The organism is Collinsella sp. An268 (genome assembly GCF_002159765.1).
Lineage (GTDB): Bacteria > Actinomycetota > Coriobacteriia > Coriobacteriales > Coriobacteriaceae > Coprousia.
Map to the genome: position 1 here is coordinate 1 of NZ_NFJH01000025.1, position 739 is coordinate 739.

The window sequence follows — 739 nt, forward strand, 5'->3', positions numbered from 1 at the left end:
CCGCCGCGGCCTCCCCCGTGGGGTTCGGCCCGCGCGGCAAGGAGATATATTGCCACCCCGAGGGGCCGGGCGCAAGGGGGAATCCGGCGTCCACGGTTCCTACACAACTCGGTCGTTGAATCAGACAGTCTTGTTACCCACCTTAGTGCCGCGCTTTTCGCCGGCAGATCGAGCTCAGCATATTGCAAGAGAGCATATTCCCAGCTATAGAGCGCATAATCGCACTCACATAGACACGAGGAGGAAGCATGGCGGATTCCAGGTGCCAACATTGCAAGGTGTCTTCGATCGACAAAGCTTGATGAGGGATAGCAGGCGCCCTACACGGGAACAATAATTTTTGGCTCTTCGGTGGTTTCTGTGGGAGAGATTCCGGCATAGGCCCAGCTCAGCGGGCGAAAACAACGATCTGGAACTGAAACGGCCCCGGGAGGGGCCGTTTCCGCGTCATCCGCCTATGATTGCTAAGCCAAATTCAGACAACCGAAGAGGTGTGACGCATGAAGAGTCTACTACTTCTCGCCCTCGGTCTGGCCCGCACGGTCGTCCTGGGCGCGCGCATCGAGGCCGAGCGCATCGTCGTGAGCGTCCGGCCCTACAAGCGCGAGCAGCGCCGCTGCCCCGTATGCTGGCAGGGCCTGCGACTTCTACGACATGGCGAACCGCGGGGCCCCCAGGCTGTGGAGGGCGATGGACCTGGCGCGCTCGGCCTGCTACCTGGAGTACGCGCCCTGCAGGG

General features: G+C 61.7%; 1 protein-coding gene. It reads left to right on the forward strand.

Features of this window, described 5'->3' with window-relative positions; translation table 11 throughout:
• Positions 1 to 500 precede the first annotated feature (500 nt).
• The coding region (locus B5F70_RS10440; protein ID WP_206383556.1) for a hypothetical protein at positions 501 to 739 on the forward strand (239 nt) is incomplete at its 3' end.